We start from the raw sequence: 25,915 nt of genomic DNA on the forward strand, positions 1-25,915 counted from the left end.
CACCCGATACCGTCTGCCCCGGCGCAGACCCGAATCAGAACCTGACTCTCCCAGTCGGACGAGGCGCGTTCCCAATCGCCATTAGATGGAGTAAATCATGTCAAACTCGAAATCCCGCAGCGGGCAGAAATTCATCGCCCGCAACCGCGCGCCGCGCGTACAGATTGAATACGATGTCGAAATTTATGGCGCAGAGCGCAAAATCCAGCTGCCGTTCGTGATGGGCGTGATGGCGGATCTGGTGGGGAAAGCGGTCGATCCGCAAGCCAGCGTGGAAGAACGCAAGTTCATGGAGATCGACGTCGACAACTTCGACGAGCGCATGAAATCACTGAAGCCGCGCGTCGCTTATCAGGTCGATAACACCCTGACCGGCGAAGGCAAGCTGAACATCGATCTGACCTTCGAAAGCATGGAAGACTTCTCCCCCGCCGCTATCGCCCGCAAGGTCGACTCGCTGGGCAATCTGCTGGACGCCCGCACCCAGCTTTCCAACCTGCTGTCTTATATGGACGGCAAGAACGGCGCCGAAGAACTGATCTCCAAGATCCTGCAAAACCCGGCGCTGCTGCAATCCCTGACCGACGCGCCGAAGCCGGCGGTTAACGATGACAACAACGAGCGTGAGGATTAATCGATGAGCAACTCGCCTCAGCAACACAATGCGTTGCAAACCACCGAGACTTTTTCCAGCGATGAATTCAGCGCGCTGCTGAACAAAGAGTTCCGGCCGAAGACCGATCAGGCCAAAGAAGCGGTCGAGAATGCGGTGAAAACCCTGGCGCAACAGGCGCTGGAAAACACCGTCACCGTCTCTTCCGACGCCTACCGCACCATTCAGGCGCTGATCGCGGAAATCGACGAAAAGCTGTCGCAGCAGATCAACCAGATCATTCACCACGACGACTTCCAGAAGCTGGAAGGCGCCTGGCACGGCCTGCATTATCTGGTCAACAACTCCGAAACCGACGAGATGCTGAAGATCCGCTTTATGAGCATCTCCAAGCAGGAACTGGGCCGCACGCTGAAGCGCTATAAAGGCGTGGGCTGGGACCAGAGCCCGATCTTCAAGAAAGTCTACGAAGAAGAATACGGCCAGTTCGGCGGCGAGCCGTTCGGCTGCCTGGTGGGCGACTACTACTTCGATCACAGCCCGCAGGACGTGGAGCTGCTGGGCGAAATGGCCAAGATCGGCGCCGCCTCACACTGCCCATTCATCGCCGGCACCGCGCCGAGCGTGATGCAGATGGAGTCCTGGCAGGAGCTGTCCAACCCGCGCGATCTGACCAAGATCTTCCAGAACACCGAGTACGCCGCCTGGCGCAGCCTGCGCGAATCGGAAGACGCGCGCTATCTGGGCCTGGTGATGCCGCGCTTCCTGGCGCGCCTGCCCTACGGCATCCGCACCAACCCGGTGGACGAGTTTGACTTCGAAGAAGAAACCGACGGCGCGACCCACGGCAATTACACCTGGACCAACGCCGCCTACGCCATGGCCGCCAACATCAACCGTTCGTTCAAAGAGTTCGGCTGGTGCACCGCCATTCGCGGGGTGGAATCCGGCGGCGCGGTGGAAAACCTGCCGTGCCACACCTTCCCGAGCGACGACGGCGGCGTGGACATGAAGTGCCCGACCGAGATCGCCATCAGCGATCGCCGCGAAGCCGAGCTGGCCAAAAACGGCTTTATGCCGCTGGTGCACCGCAAAAACTCCGACTTCGCCGCCTTTATCGGCGCGCAGTCGCTGCAGAAGCCGGCGGAATACTACGATGCCGACGCCTCCGCCAACGCCCAGCTTTCCGCGCGCCTGCCGTACCTGTTCGCCTGCTGTCGCTTCGCGCACTACCTGAAGTGCATCGTGCGCGACAAAATTGGCTCCTTCCGCGAGCGCGACGACATGGAACGCTGGCTGAACGACTGGATCATGAACTACGTGGACGGCGATCCGGCCAACTCCTCGCAGGAAACCAAGTCGCGCAAACCGCTGGCCGCGGCGGAAGTGCAGGTGGAAGAGATCGAAGACAACCCGGGCTATTACAGCGCCAAGTTCTTCCTGCGCCCGCACTACCAGCTGGAAGGCCTGACCGTCTCCCTGCGCCTGGTGTCGAAACTGCCTTCACTGAAGCAAAACGACGCGTCCTGATGGACTGAAGTCAGGCCGCGATAGTGCGGCCTGGCTGATACATCAACCTCATCACAGGGAAAGAAAGATGAAGACAAAACGGTTTTATCTGGCATCGCTGTTGGCTGTCGTCTGCTCGCTTTCCGCCGCGCCGCCAGCTTTCGCAGAGCAGACATCGATAGCGCATTTGACGTCCGATGATGTCAATCTGCCAGGCAGCGACTTTTTCCGTTTCTATCGCAGTGCAGATAAACAGGAAAAAGAGAAAGCGCGGATTTATTTGCTGGGCGTGCTGGACGCGACGGAAGGCAAAAGCTGGTGCCAATACAGCCAGCTACAAACCATCACTCTGCAGGAGTTTGTGTTCGAATTCTTTAATAAACTTCCCGCTGCGCGCCTGCACGAAAGGGCTGCCCCCCTGATTGAAGAGGCCCTGGCAACTCGCTTCCCCTGCAAAGGAGGCAAAGCATGAAACCTTTATATCGTCAGCTAAAAAGCAGCCATTACTCCTCTGATTACTCTAGCCCGGGATATTTGGCAGCAGAAGCCGTTTACGCCGAGATTGGTTATGAGCTTGATACGCTTCTAAAGCAAAACCCTGGTTATGCCAATACCTGTGCCGTCCGCATGAGCCTGGCGCTGTTGAAAGCCGGCATCAGCTTCAAAGGCCGCCTGCCAATCAAAAAAGGCGCCTATAAGGGTAAAACGATTGAACCTGGAGCCAAACTGCTGGCCGATCAGTTGCATCGCTCCAGTAGTTTTGGCAAAGCCAACATTTTCTTTAATGCTCCAGATGCTGAGAAGGGTATAGGCAATAAAAAAGGCGTCGTGTTCTTTAATAAGATCACCAACTATGATGGCGGACACATTGATCTTATCGAACCAGAAAACTCGCTATTGACCTGCCATTCCCATTGCTATTTTAACTGCAAAGAAGTCTGGTTTTGGGAATTGAGCTAGTGTTTCATCGGCTTATCAGTAAATGCATGAGGTTTGGTTTAACTGCATGTTTGCTTATAGCAGGCAACCCAGATCGCACGTGGAATCAAGACAACGCGAAGTAATTAAGCATTGAGCCATTAGCACTTAATAGTGGCTCGGTAACCCGTACCGATAGTTTTCGGTATTTAAGAAGGTGCATGGCACAAGGATATAAATTGGTAATGCATTACCACACTTGCAATTCCTGCTGCTATTACCTGAGTTTTTCAACGTAACGTTAATACTACTGTTAACCCTTAATAAAGAGTGAAGAAACTATGGCTATTGATATGTTCCTGAAAGTTGAAGGTGCCAGCGGCGAATCCAAAGATTCGAATCACAAAGGCTGGACCGACATTACTTCTTTCTCCTGGGGCGCTTCTCAACCGGGGAATATGGGCGTTGGCGGCGGCGGTGGCGCCGGCAAAGTGTGCTTCAACGATCTGCACGTCAACGCGCTGATCGACAAGTCAACCCCGGCCTTGCTGAAACACTGCTCAAGCGGCAAACACCTGACCAAGATTGAGCTGTCGGTTTGTAAGGCGGGTGGTAGCCAGGTTGAATACGCAAAAATCACCCTGGAAGACGTGCTGGTCACCGCCGTGCAGTACACCGGTGCAGGCGGCGAAGACACCGTGGGCGTCACCTACTCCTTCCAGGCGGCGAAAGTGAAACAGCAATACTGGGAGCAGAGCGACAAAGGCGGCAAAGGCGCCGAAAGCAGCGCAGGTTGGAACATCAAGGAAAACCGCGAAGCTTAATCTGCATGCCCCCCCGGTTACGGCCGGGGGGATTAATATAGGGAAATAACAATGAATAATAATCGCCCCATTTTTTCAGCCGCATGGGCTGCAAGCACTAAAATATATAACGCTCAATATTCAGCTCAAAATGTTGCCAAGATTATCGGCGGGCGTGTCGCCATGAATATTGCGCCCAATGGAAAGTGGGAAAACACCTGCGCTGTGCGTATGAGCTACATCTTGAATAAATCTGGCTTCCCCATTCCTTATGTAAAAGATCAGACCGTATCAGGCGCCGATCGTCAATGGTATTTTTTTAGAGTTAAAGATCTTATCGCTTATCTGACAAAGATCTGGGGCAAACCCGACCTTCGAGTCAAATTCCCTCCTCCAGGTGGTGGTGAATTAGCCGGAAAGAAAGGGATCATACTGTTTGAAATTGCAGGTTGGAGCGATGCTGGAGGACATGCTACGCTTTGGAATGGGAACGGCGATTGTTATGATCATTGTTATTTCAATGAACCAGAAGCTCGCTATACAACAAATTACGCTAACTTTTGGGTATTGAGATGAAAAAAATCCTTATCTCTTTTCTTTGTATATATGCTACTTGTACTATAGCACAGAAAAACCAAGAAGAACCCATTGAAAAGTGGCCACCGCAAGCGGCGTACCGAAACTATTTGCAAAACTACAAGGATATCGCTCTGACCTACTGCATTTCCGTCGCTTATAAGACATCACCAGAGGCTAGCAAAGATGCAATTGCCTCATCGAATGGTATCGATGCTTGGTCATACTATGCAATTCGTGATGAAGAATCCCCTATCATCAAGCTGACAAAGCAGTATTTGCAAAAGAATTACAATGCTAAGGATGGGAAAATCCGCTTAGACTTAATGAAGTGCATGGATATGTACCATAGTGAAGAACTTGACAAACTTGCGAAAGATTATGTACAGCGCCCTAATGATAATTGGGTGAAAGACAATCCGGACAGAGTAAATGAAAATCCTCCTCGGAAATAATCAGTGAAAAAAATCTCACTAACTGTGGCCATCGCCGCAACGTTGAACGTCAATGCAGCGACAGAAATTGACTATTCCCCTGCTGAGTACCTCAAAAACTACGCGCTTAGCGTTTGCATCGCCGAGGGGTACTCAGCAAAAGAAGTCAAAAACGATGCCGCCGCCGCCGCTCGAGGTTACATGGAATTCGGCGATTACTCTCTGGAAGCGCATACCGCCGTCAGGACGCTGGCAAAAGAATTTCTGGCAAAGCCCTATGACAGTATGTCTGGGGAGCCGATGACGATGGCCAAGTGCATCGATCTTGTACATAGCCAAGCGCTGCAAGCCATCATCAAGAAATACCAAGGGAAAGACGACAACTGATATCAGAGTTGCTCAAACGACGGCTCATATCAAAGGTTATCTCGGATGAGAAGATACACGTACTTTTTAATGTCTCTGCTGCTCGGAAGCCATGTAGTCCTTGCTGAAAACTCACTCAATGCTTTATCGCAAGAGGCACTATATAAAAATTGGTTAACCAGCCGCTGCATTGGGAAGTCCACTGACTCAGAAAGAACCAAGCAAGACGCCTTCCGTTCCGCTTCCGCCTATTTAGAGTTGAGTAAACTGCCGATGGATGCATTCGAACAAGGTGAAAAACTGGCTGAACAGTACGCAAATAAAAATAGCCAAGGCTCAGTTCAAGGGACTTACCATACTTTAGATTGTCTTTCACTACAGAACGCCAGTGAAGCTGAAACCATTTTTGAACGTTACTCTAAGTAATAGTCAGGATTGTTGAATCCAATTTCATAAAGTTATCAACTCAAGAGAATTAAAATTTATTGATTATTAACATGACTCCAGACGTAACGCTATCAACTTACTCATATGGATTCTTACTTTCCTATTTTTCATTATCACTCATCACTTTAGTGGCATTATATTACTTAAAAAAATTATCGGCTCGCAAACACAATTATCTACTTTTTGTTTTCAACTGTCTCATTGTGGTTGCCATGGGCGTTATACAGCTCTCAATCTTTGCATACGGGAATGACTTTCTTAATCTCTTCTACCCACTAGGCAACGATAACTATGCCTCTATTCGCTACGGCAGTTTGATATTCACCTTTATCTACTTAACTCAACTACCAAAAAACACCTATTACAAAAAAGAAAAGAATAGAAGTTAGCCATCAGATTAGATGACTAAATCAACATACGTCCAAAGCAGTCTACAATCCCTATCAGCAGGAATGCCTTATGCGATTTTCCATTGTAAAAAATAAAAGCGGCCAAGTTCCGCCGCAGAGCAGTTGCGATTTTCTGCCGCCGGGCGGCACCATCGGCCGCAGCGTGGACAACAACCTGGTGCTGCCGGACGAAGAGCGCGCCATTTCCCGGCTGCAGGCGATTGTGCATATTTCCGCTGACGGCGAATGCCGCATCACCAACCGCGGCAACGTTACCCGCGTGCTGCTGAATGACATTCCGCTGGAACGCGGCCGCCAGGTTGAACTGCAGGACGGCGACGTGCTCGGCATCGACGATTACCAGATTGAAGTCAGCGCGCTGCAGCAGCACGCCGCGCCACAGGCTCAACCGGTGGCCAAGGCCGCCGCCGTTGCCGCTGCTGCGGCCCCTGCAGCCGCCGCCAAAGAAAAATCCGCCGCGCCAATCCCCAACGAAATCTGGGACAGCCTGGTGGAAGAATTTACCCCGAATGCGCCGGCCGCCGTCACCCCGCCGCCGGTCGCCAATCCAGGCAGCCACCCGCTGCTGGATACCCCCGCTCGCGAGCTGAACCCGGCCGATCCGCTGGCGCAGCTGGCGGGCGATGTCGATCTGCGCCAGCTGCAGCAGCAGCAAACCGATCCGGCGGCGCTGTTCAACACCGACACCACCTTTGAGCGCGAACACATCCTGGCCGATACCACCCCCAGCGCGCTGCTGGCGGAGCAGGCTGCGCCAGCGCGGCCGGCAACCCCGGCTCAGAATGCGCAGCAACCGGAGCAGGAGCTGGATCCGCTGGCGCTGTTCGGCGGTTCATCCGCGCCCGCTTCGCCCGAGACGCTAAACAGCAACGATCCGCTGGGGCTGCTGATGGGCGGCGCCGTGCCGCTGGCTCAGCCGGAGGAGCCGGTACAGCTGCCCACACCGCCGTCTCCGCCGCCGATCGCCGCACAACCGCAAGCGCCACGCCCACAGCCGACGCCGCCACCCGTGCAGACACCTGAGCCACAGCCCCAACCCGTGCCGCAGTTCAGCCGGCAGGAACCGCCTACGCAGCCGCCGCGCCCGCGCCAGGGCAACCGTCTGGGCATCGATCCGGTCGCTTACCAGTCCGCCCAGCGGCAGCATGCCGCCGTGCCGAATGGCGACACCTTAGAGGGGCCGCTGCTGACGGCGCTGTTGCAAGGCATCGGCCTCGACGATCTGCAGCCGCAGCCGCATTTCGACGAACGGCAGATCCGCCAGGCCGGCCGCCTGCTGAGCCTGTTCTCGCAAGGCACCGTCGCCCTGCTTTCATCCCGCTCGATCCTCAAGCGCGGCGTGAAGGCCGAGATGACCATGATCCTCGACGAGGCCAACAACCCGTTCAAGCTGCTGCCTTCGGGCAAAACGGTGCTGATGCAGATGTTCGGCAGCCAGATGCCGGGCTTTATGCCGCCGGAGCAGGCGGTGCGCGATGCGCTGATCGATCTGCAGGCGCACCAGCTGGGGATGATCGCCGGCATTCGCGCCATCATCGCCGCCATGCTGCAGTCGTTCAACCCGGAGCGCCTCGAAGAGGAAGCGCGCAAGGAAGGCGTGGCGCCGCGTCTGTCGCTGCCCGCCAACCGCAAGGCTGCGCTGTGGGACTACTTCGTGAAGAACTATCAGCAAACCTCCGGCGAGATCGAGGACGATTTCCACACCCTGTTCGGCGAAGCCTTCCTGCACGCCTATGACGTTGAAGTGAATCAATACAAAGACTCACAGACCAAACCGGACGCGTAATGAATATCACCATAGCCTCTACCTCCAACCAGGGCGGCCGCGCCTCCAACCAGGATCAGACCGGCGAGGTGCTCGGCAACCGCGCCGCCTGCTTCGTGGTGTGCGACGGCATCGCCGGCTTTCCGGGCGGCGATATCGCCGCCAAACTGGCGCGCGACACCATTTTGCATAACTTCGACGGCGAAAAGCACCTGAACGCCCAAAGCATTCGCCAGCACATTACGCGCGCCAACGCCGCCATCCACCAGCAGCAGCGGCAGTCGGACGAATACAGCAAGATGGGCACCACGCTGGTCAGCCTGTTTATCGATCGCGATTACCAGCTGGCCTACTGGGCGCACGCCGGCGACAGCCGCCTGTACCTGTTCCGCCGCGGCTACCTGCATGCCGTCACCACCGACCACAGCCTGATCCAGCAGATGCAGGACGCCGGCTATCAGACCAACGGCATCAACAGCAACCTATTGTATTTCGCGCTGGGGCTGAACGAAGAGCGCGACGCCACCTACAGCGACGTGCTGCAGCTGGAAGACGGCGACGTTTTCCTGCTGTGCACCGACGGCTTCTGGCACAGCTTCAGCCAGGCCGAACTGGAACAGTCGCTGCACATGGTCAACTCCCCCAGCGAGTGGATCGCCCTGATGCAGCAGGCATGGAAGAAAAACAATAACAGCGATAACTACAGCGCTATCGCCGTCTGGATTGGCTCACCGCAGGAAACCACCCTGCTGCATTCGCTGGCGGATGCGGAGCGGTTTCTGAGCCGCGACTGAGCAGCGCACATTCACAGCAAGGTTCACTATGAAATATTGGATGCCGGGGCTCGTCGCCCTGATGGCGGTACCGACCGCGCAGGCGATGAACTATCGCCTGGTTTACTCCCCCAGCCAGAAGCTGGAAGTGTTTATCGATGACGTCAAAAACAGCAATCCCGAAAGCTGGTGCGGCAAGAGCATTCCGCTGCGCATCGTCTCGGCGCAAGGCAAAGATCCGGCGGTGCTGAACGACTTTCTGCCGCGCGTCGGCAATCTGTTGGAAAAGCAGTGCCCGAAAGCCGGCCACCTGCCCTGGACGCTGACCGACAAGCGCGGTGAAAAGCTGGCCAGCGGCGAAGCCGCCAAAGCGCGCGGCTGGAAACCGGTGGTCAAACAGGAGGCCGTCGCGCAGCCGGAAGCCCCGCCGCAGCCGGCGATCCCTGCGGCGGTCGCCGTGACCTCTCCGCTGGCCGACCCCGCGCCGCCTCAGCGTTTCAACCTGCCGCAGGGCTGCCACTTCCGCACCTTCTGGCATGACGACGCCAACGGCGGCGCGCTGTTCATTCCCGCCGGCGACGCGCTGCGCTGCGGCGAGGACGGCTGGCTGCAGGGCAGCGGCGCGGTCACGCTACAACAGGGCGGCCAAACCCTCTCGCCGACATTGTGGTTCCTGCAGGGCTATCCGCTGGCGCAGATCAACGGCGGCGATCGCGCGCTGACCGTCGTCAGCGCCAACGCCCAACGGCTGGTTCTGGGCGGTAACCCGCAGGCACCGGGCAGCTTCCTGCTGCTGAGCTTCGAACCGAAGCTGCACGCCTGGGCGTTCAATGGCGAAGCGATCGTTGAAATGCCGCGCATCGACGCCGCCGACGAGAACAAGGTCAAACAGCGCCTGCAGCAGGCGCAAACCGCCTGGCAACCGCTGCTGAGCGCCCCCGCTCCGCTGACCTTCAAGCTGGTGGAAAAGCTGGCCGCAGACCGGGTCGATCCCGCCAGCGGCAGCTACCTGTCGGTTAACGGCGCCACTCACTGATTATAAGGAAAGCCTGTGAAATCATTAGCAAGCATGCTGCAAGGCCAGTCGATCGGCGCGGCCATCACCGCCGTCGAAAACGAGATCAAGGGAAAACCGGCGGATGCCGACCTGCGCGCCGCGCTGGTGCAACTGCTGTGCCTGAGCGGCAACTGGACGCGCGCCAACGCGCAGCTGAAATCCTGGCAGGCGCTGAAACCGATCGCCCAACCGACCACGCTGCTGCTGATGCAGTCGGTCAACGCCGAGCTGCAACGCCAGGCGGTGTTCGCCGGTACGGCTGCGCCGGCGCTGCTGCGGCAGGATCAGCCCTGGCTGAAACTGATGGTGCAGGCGCTGCATCAGGATGCACAAGGCGCGGCCGAACAGGCCCAGGCGCTGCGTGACGAAGCGCTGGAGGCCGCCCCGGCCGGCGCCGGGCGGTTAACGCTGTCCGAAGGCGACCAAGAACGGCAGCTGAGCTTCGACTGGCTGACCGACGGTGACGGCCGCCTTGGGCCGGTGTGCGAGCTGGCGCTGAACGGCGTTTACTACTGGCTACCGTTTGCCGACATCGCCGCGATCCAGCTCCAGGCGCCGCAGAGCGCCATCGATCTGGTGTGGAGCCACGCGCTGGTGCGCCTCACCGACGGCCGCGAACAGGTGTGCCAACTGCCCGCCCGTTATCCGCTGGCCGAAGGCAGCGACGACGCGCTGCTGCTCGGCAAACGCACCGAATGGCAACCGCTGGGCGACGGTACCCACTATGCGGGGCTGGGCCTGAAGACCTGGCTCAGCGAAAGCGACGAATTCCCGCTGCACAGCCTGCGGCAGCTGAGCTTCGACGCGAGCGCCTGAACATGAACGATAAGCGCCCACCCCACTACGACGGCGGCGATCTGCGCCGCCAGGGCTATCGCTATCGTCAGGACAGCGAACGCCTGACGTCGCGCGACAAAATGCAGCCGGTGTTGCTCGACATGCTGACCGATGACGAACCGCAGAAAAAACAGGAGGCGCAGGTGCGCAACCTGGTGTCACACAGCGAGCTGCGCCGCCGGGTGCTGCGCGATCTGCAGTGGCTGTTCAACTGCGTCAACAGCGAATCCAATCTGGATCTCGGCGACTTTCCGCAGGTACGGCGCTCCACGCTGAATTACGGCATCGCCTCGCTGGCGGGCAAGCGCATGTCGGACATCGAATGGCTCGACATTCAGCGCGCGCTGACCGAGTCCATTATCCATTTCGAACCGCGTATTTTGCCCGAGGGGCTGCAGGTGCGCTGCATCTCGGACACCGGCTCGCTGGAGCTGCACAACGTGCTGTCGATCGAAATCAAGGGCCGCCTGTGGTGCGTGCCCTATCCGCTGGAGTTTCTGTTCCGTACCGACGTGGATCTGGAAAACGGCCACTTCGATCTGAAAGACATAGGGTAAGGCGATGGACAGTAAACTGTTAGACTATTACAACCGCGAGCTGGCCTATCTGCGTGAGATGGGCGCCGAGTTCGCCGAACAGTACCCGAAGGTCGCGGGCCGTCTCGGCATGCGCGGCATCGACGTGGCGGACCCTTATATCGAGCGTCTGATGGAGGGCTTCGCCTTCCTCACCTCCCGCGTGCAGCTGAAAATGGACGCCGAGTTCCCGCGCTTTTCTCAGCGCTTGCTGGAGATCATCTACCCCAACTACCTGTCGCCGACGCCGTCGATGGCGATCGCCGAGCTGCAGCCGGACAGCAGTAAAGGCGACATCAGCAACGGCTTCGTGGTGCCGCGCGGCACCATGATGGACAGCCAGACGCTGAAGAAAAGCGGCATTACCTGCAGTTACACCACGGCGCATGACGTCACGCTACAGCCGGTGCGCATCGCCGGCGTCGAGCTGGGGGGCATTCCGGCCGATATCCCGCTGGCCTCGCTGGGGCTGCAGCACAGCGGCTGCGTCAGCGCGCTGCGCATTCGTCTTGAGTGCTACGAAAGCGTAACGCTCAACAACCTGCGGCTGGATCAGCTGATGTTTTACCTGGCCGGGCCGGACATGCAGGCGCAGCAGCTGCTGGAGTTGCTGATGCAGCACAGCGTCGGGCTTGTCTGCCAAACGGTGGAACCGCAGCCGCAGCGGCGGGCGCTGGCGCTGGACGGGCTGCGGCAGGAGGGCTTCGCCGCCGAACAGGCGCTGCTGCCCAACGACCTGCGCAACTTTGAAGGCTACCGGCTGCTGCAGGAGTACTTCGCCTTCCCGGCGCGCTTCCAGTTTTTCAGCGTCAACGGCCTGCGCCCGCTGCTGCAGAGCGTGCGCGAAGGGAAAAAGGCGCTGCGCCAGTTCGAGATCGTGGTGCTGCTGGATCGGCACGACGCCGCGCTGGATCGGGTGGTCGACGCCGCCCATTTGGCGCTGCACTGCACGCCGGTGATCAACCTGTTTCCGAAGGTCGCCGAACGCATCGCGATCAACGAAAAAAACCACGAATACCATCTGGTGGTCGACAATATCCGGCCGCTGGATTACGAGGTATTCTCGGTGCAGCGGCTCGGCGGCAGCGCCAGCGAAAAACGCTACGAGCAAGAGTTTCGGCCGTTTTACAGCACCCTGAGCGCGGACGACGGCAACTATGGCGCATACTTCTCGCTGCGGCGCGAACAGCGCACGCTGTCGGAGCACGCCCGCCGCTACGGCACCCGCACCGGCTATGCCGGTTCGGAAGTGTTCGTGTCGCTGGTGGACGAGCGGCAATCGCCGTGGCACAGCGATCTGAAATACCTCACCGCCGACGTATTGTGCACCAGCCGCGACCTGCCGTTGATGTTGCTGCAGCAAGATCAGGGCAACTTCGTGATGCCCGACTCGATCCCGATCAAGCAGGTCTCGCTGCGCAAAGGCCCCACCCCGCCGCGCCCGGCGCTGGCCGAAGGGATGATCACCTGGCGGCTGATCAGCCAGCTGCAGCTGAACTACCTCAGCATGATGGACGGCGATCCGGAACAGGGTGCCGCCAGCCTGCGCCAACTGCTGGGGCTGTACGGCAACCTGAGCGAACCGGCGATCGCCAAACAAATTCAGGGCGTGCGCCACTGTAACCTGCGGCCGGTCTACCGGCGAGTGCCGGAGCCGGGCCCCATCGTGTTCGCGCGCGGCATCGCCATCGATCTGACGGTCGATGAGCAGGCGTTCTCCGGCAACAGCCCTTATCTGCTCGGCAGCGTGCTGGAGCGCCTGTTCTCGCGCCTGGTGGCGATGAACACCTTCACCGAGATGACGCTCTCCAGCCAGCAGCGCGGCGAAATCGCCCACTGGCAGGCGCGCATGGGCAAAAGGACGCTGATATGAACGCGGAGATGATCGCCACCGAACTGGCGCCGCCGCAGATCAACGCGCTGTATCGCCTGCCGGACGACTTCTGGCCGCGGCTGCGCAGCGCACCTTACAAGCACGACCTGTTTCAGCTGCTGCGCCGTATCGACGCCCAGGGCGGCCAGCCTTACCTGCTGGGGCGCGCGCCGCTGCCGCGCCACGAGATGCTGCGCCTGGGCCAGGAGCCGTCGCTGTCGTTCGCGCCCTCCACGCTGGCGCAGGTGGCGCCGCGCGCCAACAGCCCGCTGCACGACGTCTCGATCTTCAGCTTCGGCCTGTTCGGCCCCAACGGGCCGCTGCCGCTGCACCTGACCGAATACGTGCGCGAACGGGTGTACCACCACCAGGACACCACCCTGCTGGCGTTCACCAACCTGTTCCATCACCGGCTGACGCTGCTGTTTTACCGCGCCTGGGCCGACGCGCAGCCGACGGTATCGCTGGATCGCCCGGACAACCGGCGCTTCGACGAATACCTGTCGAGCCTGATCGGCATCGGCCAGCCGGCGCAACAGGAACGCGACAGCATCAACGCCCACGCCAAACATTTTATGGCCGGTCATCTGATTCGCCACAGCCGCGATCCGGAAGGCCTGAGCAAGATTTTGCAGCAGTATTTCAAGGTGCCGGTGCGCATCGTCGAAAACGTGCCGCACTGGCTGCGGGTGGAGCCGCGCGAGCAGGCGCGGCTCAAGGCCGGGCGCGGTGCACCGCGGCTCGGCGAGTCGGCCTTTCTCGGCATCGCGGTGCGCGATATCCAGCACAAATTCCGCATCGAGCTGGGGCCGATGCCGCAGCGGGACTATGACCGCTTCCTGCCCGGCGCCGACCTGTGCCGGCAGCTGCGCGACTGGGTGCGCCAATACCTGGGCATCGAGTTCGTCTGGGAAGTGCGCCTGATCCTGGAGAAGGAACAGGCGCACGGCCTCCAGCTCGGCGGCGCGCAGCGATTGGGCCTGAGCAGCTGGCTGGCCGACGATCGGCGACAACGCGATCTCGACGATCTGATCTTCAGCCCTGAACCGCTGGAAAATCCGTTCTGACCCTATTTCGGCCGGCGCCCTGCGGCGCCAGGCCACTCTGAGACCTGAGGAAAACCATGTCTGAAATCAGCCGCTCGGTATTATTTGGCAAACTGGATAGCCTGTTATTCACCTCTCTGGAAAGTGCGACGGCGTTTTGCAAGCTGCGCGGTAACCCCTACGTCGAGCTGGCGCACTGGCTGCATCAGCTGATGCAATCGCCGGACGGCGATCTGCAGCAGATCGTCCGCCACTTCGCGCTGGACGAGGCGCAGCTGGCGCGCGACATCGTCGAGGCGCTCGATCGCCTGCCGCGCGGCGCCAGCGCCATCTCCGATCTGTCCGAGCACATCGACAGCGCGGTAGAACGCGCCTGGGTCTATGGCTCATTGAAATTCGGCGCGGCGCGCATCCGCGGCGGCCACCTGCTGCTCGGTATCCTGAAAACCTACAGCCTGCGCCATCTGCTGAAGGCCATTTCCCCGCAGTTCGAGCGCATCAACGCCGATCTGTTGATGGAGCAGTTCGCCGCCATCACTGCCCACTCGGCGGAAAATACCCTGGATGCGCCGGCGGAAAGCGCCGCCGATAACGTATCCGGCGCACCGCGCAGCGGTGAAAGCGTGCTGGCGCAGTATGCCCAGGATCTGACCGCCAAAGCGCGCAACGGCGAGATCGACCCGGTGGCCGGCCGCGATGAGGAAATCAGGCAAATCATCGATATCCTGATGCGCCGCCGCCAGAATAACCCGCTGCTGACCGGCGAGGCCGGCGTCGGAAAAACCGCGGTGGTGGAAGGCCTGGCATTGCGCATCGTGGCCGGTGACGTGCCGCCGCAGCTGCGCGACGTGAAACTGTGCCTGCTGGACATTGGCATGCTGCAGGCCGGCGCTGGCGTCAAAGGCGAGTTTGAAAAACGGCTGCAGGCGGTGATCGACGAAGTGCAGTCCAGCCCGACGCCGATCATTCTGTTTATCGACGAAATTCACACCCTGATCGGCGCCGGCGGCGCCCAAGGCACCGGCGACGCCGCCAACCTGCTGAAACCGGCGCTGGCGCGCGGCCAGCTGCGCACTATCGGCGCCACCACCTGGTCGGAATACAAGAAATACATCGAGAAAGACCCGGCGCTCACCCGACGTTTCCAGGTGGTCCAGGTACAGGAGCCGAGCGAAGACAAAGCGCTGCTGATGCTGCGCAGCACCGTCAGCCCGCTGGAACAACACCACCGCGTGCTGCTGCTGGATGAAGCGGTGGACGCTGCAGTGCGGCTGTCGCATCGCTATATTCCGGCCCGCCAGCTGCCGGACAAAGCGGTGGCGCTGTTGGATACCGCCTGCGCGCGCGTGGCGGTCAGCCAACATGCCGAGCCTGCCCAGGTCGAAGACTGCCGCCATCGCATCGATGCGCTGCAGATAGAGTTGGATATCGCCCGCCGCGAGGCCAAGGTCGGCATCGGCGATCCCCAGCGCCCGCAGGAGATTGAAACTCAGCTGGCCGCGCTGCGCCAGGAGCTGGAACAGCTGACCGACCGCTGGCAGCAGGAGCTGGCGCTGATCCAAGAGATCATCACACTGCGCGCCCAGTTGCACCAGCAGGAAGCGGAGCCTACCGGCGAAGAAACGGAGGCGCCCCCTGACGCCGACGCGCTGCGCGCCCAACTGGGCGAACTGCAGCAGCAGCTGAGCGCGCTGCAGGGCGAAGCGCCGCTGATCTTCGCCGCCGTCGACGCCAACATCGTGGCGGCGGTAGTGGCCGACTGGACCGGCATCCCGCTGGGCCGCATGGTGAAAAACGAGATTGAGGCGGTGCTGCAACTCTCCGACACCCTGAACCAGCGCGTGATCGGCCAACGCCATGCGCTGGATCTGATCGCCCGCCGGGTGCGCACCTCACGGGCGCGGCTGGACGATCCGAACAAGCCGGTTGGGGTGTTCCTGCTGGCCGGGCCATCCGGCGTCGGCAAGACCGAAACCGCGCTGGCGCTGGCGGAAACCCTGTACGGCGGCGAGCAGAACGTCATCACCATCAACATGAGCGAGTTCCAGGAGTCGCACACCGTTTCGACGCTCAAAGGCGCGCCCCCCGGCTATGTCGGCTACGGCGAAGGCGGCGTGCTGACCGAGGCGGTGCGCCGCCGCCCATACAGCGTGGTGCTGCTGGACGAAATCGAGAAGGCGCACCCGGACGTGCATGAAATCTTCTTCCAGGTGTTCGACAAGGGCTGGATGGAGGACGGCGAAGGCCGCCATATCGATTTCCGCAACACCATCATCATCCTGACCTCCAACGTCGGCACCGATCTGATCGCCGGGCTGTGCAGCGATCCGGAGCTGCTGCCGGAACCGGAGGCGCTGAGCGGCGCGCTGCGCCAGCCGCTGCTGTCGGTGTTCCCGGCCGCCTTGCTCGGCCGCCTGCTGGTGGTGCCGTATTACCCGCTGACCGACGCCACGCTGGGCAACATCGTGCGCCTGCAGCTGGGGCGCATCCAGCGTCGCCTGGCGGAGAATCACGACATCGTCTGCACCTTCGACGACGCGGTCATCGAGCAGATCGTCAGCCGCTGCACCGAGGTGGAGTCCGGTGGCCGCATGGTCGACGCCATCCTGACCAACACCCTGCTGCCGCAGATCAGCCACACCCTGCTGACCGGCAGCGCCAACGACCAGCGCTATCGCCAGCTGCATATCGCGCTGCAGAACCACGAATTCATTTGTCAATTTCAGGCATAACGCCGCGGCCGCCGAGACGGCGGCCCTTTGAACACAGAGAGTCATCACTATGTCGGGAACCGGGATAACCAAACCGAATTCGAACAGCCTGCCGAGCGGCTATCGATTCAATGAATTCGAGATCCAGGAAGCGATCGGCGAAGGCGGCTTCGGCATCGTCTACCGCGCCTACGATCACCAACTGGAACGCACCATCGCCATCAAGGAGTACATGCCAACCTCGCTGGCGAAACGCAACGACGATCTCAGCATCGGGCTGCGCGGCGAGCGCTTCGGCAAAACCTTCCAGGCCGGGCTGAACAGCTTTATTCAGGAGGCGCGCCTGCTGGCGCGTTTCTCACACCCCGGCCTGTTGCACGTACTGCGCTTCTGGGAAGAGAACGGCACCGCCTACATGGGCACCCAGTTTTACAGCGGCACCACGCTGAAGAACCTGCAGGCGCAGCAGCCGGAGAAGATCGACGAGGCGTGGATCCGCCGGTTGCTGCCGCCGCTGTTCAGCGCCATCAACACCATCCATCAGGAAGGCTATCTGCACCGCGACATTTCGCTGGATAACATCCAAATCCAGGAGAGCCAGCTGCCGGTGCTGCTGGACTTCGGGTCGGCGCGTAAAGAGATCGGCAACCTGTCGGACGAAACGGAGATCATGCTCAAACCGGGCTTCGCGCCGATCGAGCAGTACACCGAAAACAGCGACGGCGAACAGGGGCCGTGGACCGATATCTACGCGCTGGGCGCCGTGCTGCACACGTTGATCGTCGGTTCGCCGCCGCCGGTCAGCGTGGTGCGCAGCATCGAAGACAGCTATCAGCCGCTGGCCGAGCGCCGCCCCGCCGGTTACTCGCCGGAGCTGCTGCGCACCGTCGACCGCGCGCTGGCGCTGAAGCCGGAAGACCGCCCGCAGACCATCGATGAAATGGCCGAGCTGTTGCATCTGCCGATCGCCGATGAAAACGAAATCATCAGCACCCCGGCCGCCGCGCCGGAGAGCCTGCTGGTGGCCGCCAACCCGGCAGCCGCCGCCGCGGCCGCCGGTGCCGTTACCGCGCGCAGCACCCAATTCTCGCGGCCGATGATGGTCGGCGCCGGCGTCGCGGCGCTGCTGGTGATCGGCGCCGTCGCCTGGCTGAGCGGCGGCAAGGACGATACCCAGGCCGTGGCCCAAAATACCGAGGCGTCACCGGCGCAGAAAACCCTGACGGAGCAGCCGAGCGCGCCGCAAACCGCGCAGCCTGCAGCCGCGGAACCTGAAAAAGCGCCGCCGACCGCGCAGCCAGTGGCGTTGGTGTACTTCAAACTGCAGCCAGGCGAGCAGGTCAGCCTCGACGGCAAGCCGCAGCAGGTAACGCCGGGCGAAAACGGCTTCGCCAGCCTGAATCTGGCGCCAGGCCGTTATCAGCTGGAGATCCGCCACAACGATCGGCTCCGCCGGCAGCAACTCAGCATCGACACCGCCGGCACCTGGCTGGTCAATCCGGCCACCGCCGGTTAATCCCGTTCTGAAACTCCGCCTCGGCGGGGTTTCCCTATTTCATGAGACTGACGCACCGCTGCCCATCCTCATTGGCCGCGCGGCAAGGCCGCTGCAACGCCGGAGTATGCAGGGCATGACGTCAATCACAGAGGACGTTCTCATGTTGGACCGCATTATTGCGCACACGCCGCTGGGCCAGGAGCAGCTGCTGTTCCGCTCACTGGACGGCATCGAAGCGCTTTCCACCCCTTTTGACTTCTCTATTGAATTGCTGAGCACCGACGCGCGGCTCGATCGCAAAGCGCTGCTCGGTCAACCGCTGACGCTGGAGATCCCAACCCAGGGCTTCCTCAGCGCCCCGCGCTACCTGAACGGCAAGATCACCGCCATCGCCGTCAGCAGCGAAGAAATCGGCGGCACCCGTTACGCGGTGTATAACCTGCACGTGCAGCCGGATCTGTGGCCGATGATCAAAGACCGCAATTTCCGCATCTTTCAGGAACAGACGGTGCCGCAGATCGTCAAGACCCTGCTGGCGGAGCACAACGTGCAGCTGGAAGATCAGCTGACCGGCGACTATCGCCTGTGGGGCTACTGCGTGCAGTACAACGAAAGCAGCTTCAACTTCATCAGCCGCCTGATGGAGCTGGAGGGCATCTATTACTATTTCAAACACGAGATGGGCAAACACACGCTGGTGCTCGGGGACGCCCCCCACCATCACCAGCCCTATCCCGGCTACGAGATGATCCCCTACCACCTGACGCCGTCCGGCGGCAGCACCAGCGAGGAAGGCATCAGCCAGTGGACGTTGTCCGATCGCGTCACGCCGGGCATCTACAGCCTGGACGACTACGATTTCCGCAAGCCGAACGCCTGGCTGTTCCAGGCGCGGCAAAACCCGGTCTCGCCGACGCCGGGGCAGATCGACGTCTACGACTGGCCGGGCCGCTACACCGAGCATCAGCAGGGGGAGTTCTACGCCCGCGTGCGCCAGGAGGCCTGGCAGGCCGAGCATCAGCAGATCCGCGGTACCGCCACTGCGCTGGGCATCGCTCCCGGCAGCACCTTTGCGCTGTATAACGCCCCGCACGCCGACGACAACCGCGAGTACCTGACGCTGCAGGCCAACTACCATCTGAAAGAGAACCGCTATGCCAGCGGCGACGATCAGAGCAGCGAACACCGTATCGACTTCATCGTGCTGCCGGCGGACGTGCCCTGGCACCCGCCGCAGCAGGCCACCTGGCCGAAAACCCACGGGCCGCAGACCGCCCGGGTGGTCGGCCCGGCCGGCGAATCGATTTGGACCGACAAATACGGCCGCATCAAGGTGAAGTTCCACTGGGACCGCTTCGGGCCGAAGGACGACGGCAGCTCCTGCTGGGTGCGCGTCTCCAGCGCCTGGGCCGGTCAGGGCTACGGCGGCGTGCAGATCCCGCGCGTCAACGACGAAGTGGTGGTGGACTTTATCAACGGCGATCCGGATCGGCCGATCGTCACCGGGCGCGTTTATAACGAAGCCAGCATGCCGCCGTGGGCGCTGCCGGCCGCCGCCACCCAGATGGGCTTTATGAGCCGCACCAAGGACGGCACCGCCGACAACGCCAACACCCTGCGCTTCGAAGACAAGGCCGGCGCCGAACAGGTGTGGATCCAGGCGGAGCGCAACATGGACACCCAGGTCAAAAACGATGAGAGCCACACCATCGATAACGACCACACCCACCTGGTGGGCGGCAACCAGATCAAACGGGTGGTGCTCAATCAGGCCACCGGCGTAAAAGGCGACGCCTCCGCGCTGACCGGCAAAACGCGCAGCGACGCCGTGGTTAACGCCTTTACCCTCGGCTCCGGCGAATCGCTGCGGCTGGAGTGCGGCGAAAGCGTGATCGAGCTGCTGGCGAACGGCCAAATCAACATCACCGGCACCAGCTTCAATATCACGGTGAAAGAGGACGGAGAGATCAATACTGGCGGCCAGCTGGATCTCAACCAGCCTGGCGGCGCCGCACGCACCGCGGCACCGGGCGGCGGCCATCAGGCGGCGATCCAGAGCGCCGTCGATCAGCTGTTCCCGGGAGGGAAATAGACCTAAGAATAGAATCGTTCCGAACGGCACGCAAAACGCACCTAAGGGCGTTTTGCGTAGCTCACGCCTTCCTCACCACTTCTTCACCGTCTGGTAAATATCGAGGTCGAAATAGCCGTCGGCTTCGCAGTCGTTGAGATAGTGTTCGTAGCTCACCCCCTCAACCGGCTGGTAGCCGCTGGCCGGCAGCAGCTTCTGATAGAACTCGCCCCACACCCGCTCGAAGTCGCCATCGCTGATGCGTACGCGGTAGACCGCATACTGCCCGGCGGGCAGCGTCTGCACGGTAACGCCCTCGCTGCCCGCCGGCAGCGCGAAATCGTCCGCCACGCTTATCACTACGTCGGCGCGCAGCTTTTCCGGCGCCACTTCCGCCGGATCGTCCCAATACAGCACCAGCCATTTGCCGAACGGCACGCCGTAGCGCTGCCGCCATGCCAGCAGTTGCTGCAAGCCCTGCGGGATGGTCTGCGGATACGGTCCCACGACTCTGACCCCCACCACCTTCTCCGCCGCCTTATCGATAATCCTCACGCTCATCGCCCTTATCCTCTCTCATTATCTCAGGCGCCGATTTCGGTGCGCACGTCCAGCAGCTCGGGGAAAAAGGTCAGATCCAACGCCTTTTTCAGGAAGCTGACGCCGCTGGAACCGCCGGTGCCCGACTTAAAGCCGATGATCCGCTCCACCGTTTTCATATGGCGGAAACGCCACAGATGGAAACTCTCTTCGATATCCACCAGCTTCTCCGCCATTTCATAGGCTTCCCAGTAGGTCTGCGGGTTATCGTAGATCACTTTAAACGCCGGCAGCAGATCCGGGTTACGCTGGTAGGGCTGCGTCCAGTCGCGCTCGAGGCACTCCTGCGGGATCGGCAGGCCGTGGCGTGCCAGGTACAGCAAGTATTCGTCGTACAGGCTCGGCGCTTCGAGGATCGCCTTCAGCGCAGCGTGCTTTTCCGCATCGCTGCTGAACACCGCCAGCATCGCCGCATTCTTGTTGCCGAGCAGGAACTCGATCGACCGGTATTGGTGCGACTGGAAGCCCGACGAGCTGCCCAGCACGTCGCGAAACTCGACGTATTCCGACGGCGTCAGCGTTTCCAGCACCGCCCACTGTTCGAACAGCAGCCGCTGGATCTGTTTGACGCGCGCGAGGATTTTGAAACAGTGGCTGAGTTTGTCCTGCTGCACCAGCCGCAGCGCTGCCTGCAGCTCGTGCAGCATCAGCTTCATCCACAGTTCGGAGGTTTGGTGCTGTATCACGAACAGCATTTCGTCATGATGCGGCGGGTTGGAGAGCGGGTGCTGGCAGTCCAGCAGCGAGTCCAGGCACAGGTAGTCGCCATAGCTCATGCGTTTGGAAAAATCGGTGACAATCGCGCTTTCTAATTCCCGTTTGTTCATCTGTTCTCTCCGTTGCGCCCAGCGCCCCATCGGCCTGGAACGTGCCGCAAAGAGAAAACAATAGTACAGAACCCGCCGCCCCGAAGGGCGATAAACGAGATGTGCTTCGCAGATCTCACTCATCTGCGTTAACACATTGCCCCTCCCCCTTGTTGTTTAGTAAACAACACGGCTGCCGCCTGACGACTCTCACAAATGCGCAATCCCATGCGCGCGGCGCCCCGGTTGCGGCTTGCCTGCGGCCGGCTTCCCTTATAGATTGCAGGCTAACGGCAGGCAGCAAGGTATCGGCAAATGGCAAATATTCGTGATGTGGCGAGGTTGGCCGGCGTGTCCATCAGCAGCGTGTCGAACCTGCTGAACAATCGCAGCCACCAGATGAGCGCGCAGACCCGTGAGCGCATCGAACGGGCGATGGAAACCCTGGGGTACCGGCCGGCCCGAGCGGCGGCGCCCGCGCCGCAGGCGAAGATCATCGGCCTGCTGCTGCCGTCGATCGTTAACCCGAGCTTTTCGGCGCTGGCGCATGCCGTCGACGGCGCGGCGCGGGCTCACCGTTACCGCGTCTTGCTCGGCAACGCCTACCGCCAGGAACAGGAAGAGGCCGCGTTTATCGACGATATGTTCCTGCACGGCGTGCGCGGCATCATCGTGGCGGCGAGCGATATTCGCCAGACTCATTTTGTTCGGGCCGCCGAGCGAGGCATGAAGATTGTCAGCTACGACAGCCCGTTCGCCGAGCCGATGGCCACCGATACCCGGCTGTTCGACAGCGTGTCGATGGACAATATCGCCGCCGGGCGCCTGGCCGCGCAGCACCTGCTCGAGCGCGGCTGCCGACACATCGTGTTCGCCACCGAAGCGACGCTGACCGTCGGGCGCAGCCACAAGATCGACGGTTTTCTGAGCGCGCTGGGGCACAGCCTGAGCGAACGCCAACGGGTGATCGAAGGCAAAGCCAACAGCGCCTACGGCGACACGGAAATGTTCGAATTGGGGCTGACGCTGGCGCCGCGCGTTCTCGCGTTGGCGCCACGCCCGGACGGCATCGTGGCGATTAATGATGCGCTCGGCATCGGGCTGATGGTGGGCCTGCGCGCCGCCGGCGTCCAGGTGCCCGCAGACATCTCGGTGATCGGCATCGATAATATCGCGCTGGCCGGCCTGGCCGAACCGGGGTTGACGTCGATTGGCCCGCCGCTGGCGGAGATGGCGCAGCTGATGGTCGAACGCCTGATCGGCCGCATCAACAATGATTCGCAACCGCCCGGCGAGTTTCTCTTCCCGCCGTCGGTCATCAGCCGGCGCTCGGTCAAAGCCGCCGGTTAATACGGTAAAAATGGCTTTCCCAGACGATGCGCAGTCGGCATCGTCCGGATCGTCGCAGCTAAAAGCAGAAAAAATAGAATCGTCGCAATAAATAAACGGCGCGACGCTTTATGCACGCAACGTCGTTATTCAGCACGCCGCTCATGACTTTGGGCCGGGCCGCTATTATTCCGATTAACCACATGGGAAAAACCATGATGAAAAAAACAATGCCAACGGATATTGAACGCAGCGCTATCAGGAAGTTGACGCTGCATATCGTCCCCCTCATGATTTTATTGTATTTCCTGGCCTTTCTCGATCGCAATAACATGGCCTACGCCGCCAAAGCGCTGGAAGATAACCTGGGCCTTACCGCCTCGGCCTTCGGCTTCGCCTCCGGGATTTTCTTTATCGGCTATTTCCTGTTTGAAATACCCAGCAACGCCGGCACCATTAAATTCGGCCCACGCATCTGGTTCGCCAGAATCTTAATTTCCTGGGGCATCTTCGCGACCCTGCTCGGTTTTGTGCGCACGCCGCTGGAGCTGTATATTTGCCGTTTTATGTTGGGCGTGTGCGAAGCCGGTTTCTTTCCCTCGGTGGTGTATTACTTCACGGTTTTCTTTCCGGAGAAATACCGCACCAAAATTCTCGGCATGTTTATCATCGTCCAACCACTGTCCAACGCGGTCGGCTCGCCGATTTCCGGCTTTATTCTCAATATTCAGCATGACTGGTTCGGGTTCGCCCCCTGGCAGCTGCTGTTTATCCTCGAAGGGCTGCCGCCGATCGTCATCGGCCTGCTGATCCCGTTCCTGATCAAGAACTCCCCCAAAGACGTCGGCTATCTGAACGTGGAGGAAAAAGCTTGGCTAATGAGCAACGCCGGCCGCTCCAAATCCGGCTCTAAAATCACGCTGGCTGACTTCCTGAAGGGGATTAAAAACAAGAAATACCTGCTCTACGCGCTGCTCAACTTCGGCATGGTGTGCGGCATTTATGGCTTCGGCACCTGGCTGCCGTCGATCATCAGCGCCCTCTCCGGCGGCGATATCTTCCGCGTCAGCCTACTGGCGCTCATTCCCTACGGCCTGGCTGCGCTGCTGGTGTATCCGTGGAGCCTGTGGGCCAGCAAAACCAAAAAGCTCGGCGTGTTCGCCGGCCTCAGCATGGTGGTCGCCGCTATCGGCCTGATGGGGGCGGTGACGTTTTTTAAATTCGATCCGCTCGTCGCGCTGTCGTTCCTGTGCATCGCCGCCATCGGCATCTACACCGCCGTGCCGCCGTTTTTATCCATGCCCGCCAACATTTCCACCGGCGCGGCCGCGGCCGCCGGGCTGGCGGTGGTCAGCTGCATCGGCAATATCGGCGGTTTTGTCGCCCCCTATGCGGTGGGCCTGCTGAACGATCTGACCGGCAGCAGCGCGCCGGGGCTGTTTTTCCTGGCCTCGTGTCTGCTGGCCACCGGGCTGATCTGCATTTTCTACTGCGCCAAACAGCGTGAAGGCGTCATTAATTCTTAACGAACCAATAAGGAGTCAATCATGGGCGATCTTGCGGGCAAAAAGGTCTTTATCACCGGAGCGGAACAGGGCATTGGCCGCGCCACTGCGGAGCGGCTGATCAAGGCCGGTTGCGACATCTATTTTCACTATCACAGCGACGAAAGCGGCCCCAAGGCGCTGGTGGCACTGGCCCATTCTCTGGGGCAAAAAGCCGCTTACGGCTACGCCGATCTCATCGACACCGACGAAACGCTGCGCTGCGTCTCGGCCGGCGCCGAGTTTCTCGGCGGCATCGATATTCTGGTCAATAACGTCGGCGGCATCGTCGGGCGCAAATGGCTGGGCGAGATCGACCGCGCCTTCTGGCAAACCGTGATCGACGTAAACATGACCACCATGCTGAACGTGACGCAGAGCGCGCTGCCGTTCCTGAAGGCGGCGGCAAACGGCGCCAGCATCGTCAACCTGGCCTCGCAGGCTGGCCGCGCCGGCGGGCACTCCGGCTCGCTGGTCTATTCCGCCACCAAGGGTGCGGTGCTCACCTGGACGCGCTCGCTGGCGGCGGAGCTGGGCGAATACGGCATCCGGGTGAACGCGGTGGCGCCCGGCCTGATCCTCGGCACCCGCTTCCACAATCGCCACACCACCCAAGAATCGGCGGAGGAAACCGTTCGCGCCATCCCGCTGGGCCGCGCAGGCACGCCGGACGACGTGGCGCGCGCCATCACCTTTCTGGCGGCGGAATACGACGGCTTCATCTCCGGCGCCACCCTCGACATCAACGGCGGCATCTACCGCATGTAATTCAGCTGCGGGCGGCACGGCTGCCGCCCCCTATTCAGGTATCGCCTTATGATTAAATCCGCCATCACCCACCCGCCGCTGCTCGCCGCGCTGGCGCAATGCGGGCATAAAACCCAGGTGCTGATCGCCGACGGCAACTACGCCTGCGTGACCCACGCGCCGAAAGACGCCACCGTGGTCTATCTGAACCTGGCGCCCGGCACGCTCGCCGCCCCGCCGATCCTGGAAAAACTGCTGGCCTGCATCAACGTGGAAAGCGCCACGCTGATGGCCTGCCCGCCGGACTTCACCAATACCATCGAAGCCGAATACCGACAGCTGCTGCCGGCGCAGTGCCCGGTCGAACACCTGCCGCGTGAGGCGTTTTACGCCGCGGTCAAATCGGATCGGACGCTGCTAGTGATCGCCTCCGGCGAACAACGCCGCTTCGCCAACCTGCTGCTGACGGTGGCGCCGGTGGTGTGAAAGGCGCGAGGGGGATGCATCCCCCCCCTCATACTTCGCCGCCTCACACTTACGCTGCGATTTACCCAAATAAAGCCGTTGGCACACGCACTGAATTGCAATTACAATCATTGCACTTGCA

At 60.6% G+C, this 25,915-nt stretch carries 25 protein-coding genes; 23 read left to right on the forward strand and 2 right to left on the reverse strand.

The features are described from left to right. Positions 1-97: 97 nt before the first annotated feature. The 19 genes from tssB (at position 98) to FUU19_RS15190 (ending at position 20,303) form a co-directional block, all read left to right on the forward strand. Complete coding sequence (gene tssB / locus FUU19_RS15100; RefSeq protein ID WP_047730442.1) at positions 98-634, forward strand: type VI secretion system contractile sheath small subunit; 537 nt, start codon at positions 98-100, stop codon at positions 632-634. 3 nt (positions 635-637) lie between these two features. Further along, complete coding sequence (gene tssC, locus FUU19_RS15105; RefSeq protein ID WP_122016288.1) at positions 638-2,143, forward strand: type VI secretion system contractile sheath large subunit; 1,506 nt, start codon at positions 638-640, stop codon at positions 2,141-2,143. Positions 2,144-2,210: 67 nt separating this feature from the next. Continuing rightward, positions 2,211-2,594, forward strand: a complete 384-nt coding sequence (locus tag FUU19_RS15110; RefSeq protein WP_149559209.1) for a Rap1a/Tai family immunity protein — start codon at positions 2,211-2,213, stop codon at positions 2,592-2,594. Beyond that, positions 2,591-3,082 (forward strand): T6SS effector amidase Tae4 family protein, encoded by a 492-nt coding sequence (locus tag FUU19_RS15115; protein ID WP_033653618.1) that lies wholly within the window; start codon positions 2,591-2,593, stop codon positions 3,080-3,082. The genes FUU19_RS15110 and FUU19_RS15115 overlap by 4 nt, the downstream gene beginning before the upstream one ends. 299 nt (positions 3,083-3,381) lie before the next feature. After that, positions 3,382-3,864 (forward strand): Hcp family type VI secretion system effector, encoded by a 483-nt coding sequence (locus FUU19_RS15120; RefSeq protein WP_038876771.1) that lies wholly within the window; start codon positions 3,382-3,384, stop codon positions 3,862-3,864. Between the two features lie 51 nt (positions 3,865-3,915). Further along, complete coding sequence (locus FUU19_RS15125; protein ID WP_071525932.1) at positions 3,916-4,419, forward strand: type VI secretion system amidase effector protein Tae4; 504 nt, start codon at positions 3,916-3,918, stop codon at positions 4,417-4,419. Then, complete coding sequence (locus tag FUU19_RS15130) at positions 4,416-4,874, forward strand: T6SS amidase immunity protein Tai4 family protein (RefSeq protein ID WP_230490826.1); 459 nt, start codon at positions 4,416-4,418, stop codon at positions 4,872-4,874. The genes FUU19_RS15125 and FUU19_RS15130 overlap by 4 nt, the downstream gene beginning before the upstream one ends. 12 nt (positions 4,875-4,886) lie before the next feature. Further along, entirely contained in the window at positions 4,887-5,240 is a 354-nt protein-coding gene (locus FUU19_RS15135) for a T6SS amidase immunity protein Tai4 family protein (RefSeq protein WP_230490940.1), read from the forward strand. 69 nt (positions 5,241-5,309) lie between these two features. Continuing rightward, positions 5,310-5,645, forward strand: a complete 336-nt coding sequence (locus FUU19_RS15140) for a T6SS amidase immunity protein Tai4 family protein (protein WP_227255704.1) — start codon at positions 5,310-5,312, stop codon at positions 5,643-5,645. Positions 5,646-6,125: 480 nt separating this feature from the next. Continuing rightward, entirely contained in the window at positions 6,126-7,862 is a 1,737-nt protein-coding gene (gene tagH / locus FUU19_RS15145) for a type VI secretion system-associated FHA domain protein TagH (RefSeq protein ID WP_230490825.1), read from the forward strand. Beyond that, positions 7,862-8,635, forward strand: a complete 774-nt coding sequence (locus tag FUU19_RS15150; protein ID WP_038876757.1) for a PP2C family protein-serine/threonine phosphatase — start codon at positions 7,862-7,864, stop codon at positions 8,633-8,635. Before tagH ends, FUU19_RS15150 begins: the two co-directional genes overlap by 1 nt. Before the next feature lie 28 nt (positions 8,636-8,663). Continuing rightward, positions 8,664-9,650, forward strand: a complete 987-nt coding sequence (locus tag FUU19_RS15155; protein WP_230490824.1) for a type VI secretion system-associated protein — start codon at positions 8,664-8,666, stop codon at positions 9,648-9,650. 15 nt (positions 9,651-9,665) lie between these two features. Then, on the forward strand, positions 9,666-10,487 hold the full coding sequence (locus FUU19_RS15160; RefSeq protein ID WP_347343973.1) for a type VI secretion system accessory protein TagJ: 822 nt from the start codon (positions 9,666-9,668) through the stop codon (positions 10,485-10,487). Positions 10,488-10,489: 2 nt separating this feature from the next. Beyond that, a complete protein-coding gene (locus FUU19_RS15165; protein ID WP_197833636.1) occupies positions 10,490-11,065 on the forward strand; it encodes a type VI secretion system baseplate subunit TssE in 576 nt (191 codons plus the stop codon). A gap of 4 nt (positions 11,066-11,069) precedes the next feature. Beyond that, the gene (tssF, locus tag FUU19_RS15170; protein ID WP_230507151.1) at positions 11,070-12,956 is read left to right on the forward strand and encodes a type VI secretion system baseplate subunit TssF; all 1,887 of its coding nucleotides are present in this window, start codon (positions 11,070-11,072) and stop codon (positions 12,954-12,956) included. Further along, positions 12,953-14,023 carry a type VI secretion system baseplate subunit TssG gene (tssG, locus tag FUU19_RS15175; protein WP_230490822.1) on the forward strand — a complete coding sequence of 357 codons (1,071 nt, stop codon included), beginning with the start codon at positions 12,953-12,955 and terminating at the stop codon, positions 14,021-14,023. The genes tssF and tssG overlap by 4 nt, the downstream gene beginning before the upstream one ends. 56 nt (positions 14,024-14,079) lie before the next feature. Further along, complete coding sequence (gene tssH / locus FUU19_RS15180; protein ID WP_230490821.1) at positions 14,080-16,734, forward strand: type VI secretion system ATPase TssH; 2,655 nt, start codon at positions 14,080-14,082, stop codon at positions 16,732-16,734. A 49-nt stretch (positions 16,735-16,783) separates the two neighbouring features. Beyond that, complete coding sequence (locus tag FUU19_RS15185; RefSeq protein WP_230490820.1) at positions 16,784-18,229, forward strand: serine/threonine protein kinase; 1,446 nt, start codon at positions 16,784-16,786, stop codon at positions 18,227-18,229. A 142-nt stretch (positions 18,230-18,371) separates the two neighbouring features. Then, positions 18,372-20,303, forward strand: coding sequence for a type VI secretion system Vgr family protein (locus tag FUU19_RS15190; protein ID WP_230490819.1), 1,932 nt, complete (start codon positions 18,372-18,374; stop codon positions 20,301-20,303). Between the two features lie 72 nt (positions 20,304-20,375). Here the strand turns inward: FUU19_RS15190 and sbmC are convergent, their stop codons facing one another. Then, positions 20,376-20,843: a DNA gyrase inhibitor SbmC gene (gene sbmC / locus FUU19_RS15195; RefSeq protein WP_230490818.1), complete on the reverse strand. Its 468-nt coding sequence runs from the start codon at positions 20,841-20,843 to the stop codon at positions 20,376-20,378. Between the two features lie 23 nt (positions 20,844-20,866). Then, positions 20,867-21,709, reverse strand: a complete 843-nt coding sequence (kynA, locus tag FUU19_RS15200) for a tryptophan 2,3-dioxygenase (RefSeq protein WP_197833631.1) — start codon at positions 21,707-21,709, stop codon at positions 20,867-20,869. Between the two features lie 294 nt (positions 21,710-22,003). On the opposite strand from kynA, the gene FUU19_RS15205 reads away from it, so the two are divergent. The 4 genes from FUU19_RS15205 to FUU19_RS15220 all read left to right on the forward strand — a co-directional run bounded on the left by FUU19_RS15205 (position 22,004) and on the right by FUU19_RS15220 (position 25,794). Then, positions 22,004-23,038, forward strand: coding sequence for a LacI family DNA-binding transcriptional regulator (locus tag FUU19_RS15205; RefSeq protein ID WP_230490817.1), 1,035 nt, complete (start codon positions 22,004-22,006; stop codon positions 23,036-23,038). A 269-nt stretch (positions 23,039-23,307) separates the two neighbouring features. Then, positions 23,308-24,543 (forward strand): MFS transporter, encoded by a 1,236-nt coding sequence (locus FUU19_RS15210; protein ID WP_230490938.1) that lies wholly within the window; start codon positions 23,308-23,310, stop codon positions 24,541-24,543. Between the two features lie 21 nt (positions 24,544-24,564). Beyond that, positions 24,565-25,329 (forward strand): SDR family NAD(P)-dependent oxidoreductase, encoded by a 765-nt coding sequence (locus FUU19_RS15215; RefSeq protein ID WP_141968088.1) that lies wholly within the window; start codon positions 24,565-24,567, stop codon positions 25,327-25,329. A gap of 48 nt (positions 25,330-25,377) precedes the next feature. Then, positions 25,378-25,794 (forward strand): RbsD/FucU domain-containing protein, encoded by a 417-nt coding sequence (locus tag FUU19_RS15220; protein WP_063990307.1) that lies wholly within the window; start codon positions 25,378-25,380, stop codon positions 25,792-25,794. The last annotated feature ends 121 nt before the right edge of the window (positions 25,795-25,915 follow it).

Source organism: Serratia montpellierensis (genome assembly GCF_020858655.1).
Taxonomy (GTDB): Bacteria; Pseudomonadota; Gammaproteobacteria; order Enterobacterales; family Enterobacteriaceae; genus Serratia; species Serratia montpellierensis.

What these genes read in the sequence shown, in the direction of transcription:
- tagH (WP_230490825.1), top strand. Translation starts at nt 6,126, where the DNA reads ATGCGATTTTCCATTGTAAAAAATAAAAGCGGCCAAGTTCCGCCGCAG.
- FUU19_RS15205 (WP_230490817.1), top strand. Translation starts at nt 22,004, where the DNA reads ATGGCAAATATTCGTGATGTGGCGAGGTTGGCCGGCGTGTCCATCAGC.
- FUU19_RS15155 (WP_230490824.1), top strand. Translation starts at nt 8,664, where the DNA reads ATGAAATATTGGATGCCGGGGCTCGTCGCCCTGATGGCGGTACCGACC.
- sbmC (WP_230490818.1), bottom strand. Translation starts at nt 20,843, where the DNA reads ATGAGCGTGAGGATTATCGATAAGGCGGCGGAGAAGGTGGTGGGGGTC.
- tssF (WP_230507151.1), top strand. Translation starts at nt 11,070, where the DNA reads ATGGACAGTAAACTGTTAGACTATTACAACCGCGAGCTGGCCTATCTG.
- kynA (WP_197833631.1), bottom strand. Translation starts at nt 21,709, where the DNA reads ATGAACAAACGGGAATTAGAAAGCGCGATTGTCACCGATTTTTCCAAA.
- tssG (WP_230490822.1), top strand. Translation starts at nt 12,953, where the DNA reads ATGAACGCGGAGATGATCGCCACCGAACTGGCGCCGCCGCAGATCAAC.
- FUU19_RS15215 (WP_141968088.1), top strand. Translation starts at nt 24,565, where the DNA reads ATGGGCGATCTTGCGGGCAAAAAGGTCTTTATCACCGGAGCGGAACAG.
- FUU19_RS15165 (WP_197833636.1), top strand. Translation starts at nt 10,490, where the DNA reads ATGAACGATAAGCGCCCACCCCACTACGACGGCGGCGATCTGCGCCGC.
- FUU19_RS15130 (WP_230490826.1), top strand. Translation starts at nt 4,416, where the DNA reads ATGAAAAAAATCCTTATCTCTTTTCTTTGTATATATGCTACTTGTACT.
- FUU19_RS15150 (WP_038876757.1), top strand. Translation starts at nt 7,862, where the DNA reads ATGAATATCACCATAGCCTCTACCTCCAACCAGGGCGGCCGCGCCTCC.
- FUU19_RS15125 (WP_071525932.1), top strand. Translation starts at nt 3,916, where the DNA reads ATGAATAATAATCGCCCCATTTTTTCAGCCGCATGGGCTGCAAGCACT.
- FUU19_RS15190 (WP_230490819.1), top strand. Translation starts at nt 18,372, where the DNA reads ATGTTGGACCGCATTATTGCGCACACGCCGCTGGGCCAGGAGCAGCTG.
- FUU19_RS15210 (WP_230490938.1), top strand. Translation starts at nt 23,308, where the DNA reads ATGATTTTATTGTATTTCCTGGCCTTTCTCGATCGCAATAACATGGCC.
- tssB (WP_047730442.1), top strand. Translation starts at nt 98, where the DNA reads ATGTCAAACTCGAAATCCCGCAGCGGGCAGAAATTCATCGCCCGCAAC.
- FUU19_RS15120 (WP_038876771.1), top strand. Translation starts at nt 3,382, where the DNA reads ATGGCTATTGATATGTTCCTGAAAGTTGAAGGTGCCAGCGGCGAATCC.
- FUU19_RS15110 (WP_149559209.1), top strand. Translation starts at nt 2,211, where the DNA reads ATGAAGACAAAACGGTTTTATCTGGCATCGCTGTTGGCTGTCGTCTGC.
- FUU19_RS15140 (WP_227255704.1), top strand. Translation starts at nt 5,310, where the DNA reads ATGTCTCTGCTGCTCGGAAGCCATGTAGTCCTTGCTGAAAACTCACTC.
- FUU19_RS15220 (WP_063990307.1), top strand. Translation starts at nt 25,378, where the DNA reads ATGATTAAATCCGCCATCACCCACCCGCCGCTGCTCGCCGCGCTGGCG.
- tssH (WP_230490821.1), top strand. Translation starts at nt 14,080, where the DNA reads ATGTCTGAAATCAGCCGCTCGGTATTATTTGGCAAACTGGATAGCCTG.
- FUU19_RS15185 (WP_230490820.1), top strand. Translation starts at nt 16,784, where the DNA reads ATGTCGGGAACCGGGATAACCAAACCGAATTCGAACAGCCTGCCGAGC.
- FUU19_RS15115 (WP_033653618.1), top strand. Translation starts at nt 2,591, where the DNA reads ATGAAACCTTTATATCGTCAGCTAAAAAGCAGCCATTACTCCTCTGAT.
- tssC (WP_122016288.1), top strand. Translation starts at nt 638, where the DNA reads ATGAGCAACTCGCCTCAGCAACACAATGCGTTGCAAACCACCGAGACT.